The sequence below is a fragment of the Streptomyces alkaliphilus genome, assembly GCF_014141535.1.
GTDB lineage: Bacteria > Actinomycetota > Actinomycetes > Streptomycetales > Streptomycetaceae > Streptomyces > Streptomyces alkaliphilus.
This window is the reverse complement of the sequence record NZ_VKHT01000996.1, coordinates 1-1,804: the sequence shown is the minus strand read 5'-3', so window position 1 is coordinate 1,804 and position 1,804 is coordinate 1. Positions and strand designations below refer to the sequence as shown.

Sequence of the window (1,804 nt, the reverse complement as noted above, 5' to 3'; positions counted from 1 at the left end):
GCCAGTGACCTGGACCGCACCCTGATCTACTCGGCGGCGGCGCTCGCCCTCACCGGCCCCGACGAACACGCGCCCCGCCTGCTCTGCGTCGAGGTGTACGGGGCCCGACCGCTCTCCTACCTCACCGAGACCGCCGCCGGTCTCCTGGGGGAGCTGGGCCGCCGCGCCCACTTCGTGCCGGTGACCACCCGCACCCGCGAGCAGTACCGGCGCATCAACCTCCCCGGCCCACCCCCGCGTCACGCCATCTGCGCCAACGGCGGCCACATCCTGGTCGACGGCCGCACCGACCCGGACTGGCACCGCGGGGTGCGCGAGACCCTCGACGCCCGCTGCGCCCCCCTGGGGGAAGTGGTCGAGCACCTGCGCCGCACCGCCGACCCGGCGTGGCTGCGCAAGCGCCGCACCGCCGAGGAACTCTTCGCCTACCTCGTGGTCGAGCGGGAGACCTTCCCCGACCGCTGGGCGAAGGAGCTGGCCGCCTGGGCGGGGGAGCGGGGCTGGACCGTCTCCGTGCAGGGCCGCAAGGTCTACGCCGTCCCCGAGCCGCTCACCAAGAGTTCCGCCCTCGCCGAGGTGGCCCGCCGCACCGGCGCCCGGCACGTGCTGGCTGCCGGGGACTCCCTCCTCGACGCCGACCTGCTGCTCGCCGCGGACACCGGCTGGCGGCCGGGCCACGGCGAGCTGGCCGAGGCGGGCTGGACGGCCCCGCACGTCACCGCCCTGTCCGAGCGGGGGGTCAGCTGCGGCGAGCGGATCCTCCGCGAGATGCTTCGGCACGCTCCAGTCGTCGCGCCCCCCGGCCCTCCGGGTCCTCCATCCCCTCCCGCTGCGCCCGGTCCATGAGCTCGCGACGCCGCTCGGCCTCCTCCTTGCGCTCCCGCGCCTCCTCGGCCTCCTCCGGGTGCCGGCTGCGCCAGTAGGGGTTGTCGTAGGGCAGCCGACCGGTCACCCGGCCGTACATGCCGAAGAGCATCAGCAGCAGTCCGGCCACGAAACTGAACAGCACGTTCTGGATGGCGAAGTTCAGGATGTTCCAGTCGGTCTCCAGCAACGCCAGGTTGACGAAGCCGCTGAGCACGAACGCCACGCCCATGACGATGTTCACGTCGGAGGCGAAGTTCCCGCCCTTGATCATGCCGACGAACAGCAACAGACCGAAGGTGATCGAGAGCACGCTCAGCGCGCCGTTGGTGCTCAGCCCGAGCACGGTGTTGTCCTCGGTGCTGAGGACCCCCAGCCGCTCGGTGAGCCCCAGCACGCCGAAGAAGATCAGGCCCGCGCCGATCAGACCGGCGCCGACGCGGTAGACCATGCTCAACCGGTGGTCGATCGGGAGTTCCTCGTGGAGCTGGGCCCGGCGGTGTCGGAACATGTCCCTCACCGAACGCTGTCGGGCGTGCCGTACGCCGTTCAGCGGATCGGCCGAGTGCGTCGAGTGGGTCGAAGCCATGGGACGGCCTCCTCGGGTCGCGGACAGAGGCGGACATATCTCTCGTACCCGTGAATCCCGACCCGATGCCTCGCCCCGGGAGTCCCGGGAGTCCGGCGTGTCCCGGGCGCCGCGGCGGCCCGGGCGCCGACCGACCGACGGACGCCGCCGAGGTCGGAGCCGCCCGGATGAGCCCGGCGACCGTCCCGCGGCACAAGGCCCCCTCCCCGTGGGCTCGCCCGGAGTCGATCACCGACGGGGCCGCCGGTCCCGTCGCAACGGAAGCGGTCCCGATCACCGTGCCGGACCTCGGGTTCCAACGGTCCTCGCACCCGGCCCGGGGTCCCGCCCCGACAGCGGTCAGCCGCAGCA

The 1,804-nt window shown here is 73.1% G+C and carries 2 protein-coding genes; one reads left to right on the top strand and one right to left on the bottom strand.

The window, feature by feature from the left end; translation table 11 throughout:
- Positions 1 to 846, top strand: an 846-nt coding sequence (locus FNQ90_RS21865; protein WP_182607921.1) for an HAD family hydrolase, incomplete at its 5' end; no start/stop codon positions are given.
- Here FNQ90_RS21865 and FNQ90_RS21860 read toward each other — a convergent pair.
- Positions 740 to 1,453: a DUF4383 domain-containing protein gene (locus tag FNQ90_RS21860; RefSeq protein WP_407699418.1), complete on the bottom strand. Its 714-nt coding sequence runs from the start codon at positions 1,451 to 1,453 to the stop codon at positions 740 to 742. The two genes, FNQ90_RS21865 and FNQ90_RS21860, sit on opposite strands and share 107 nt — an antisense overlap.
- Positions 1,454 to 1,804: the final 351 nt, after the last annotated feature.

What these genes read in the sequence shown, in the direction of transcription:
- FNQ90_RS21860 (WP_407699418.1), bottom strand. Translation starts at nt 1,453, where the DNA reads ATGGCTTCGACCCACTCGACGCACTCGGCCGATCCGCTGAACGGCGTA.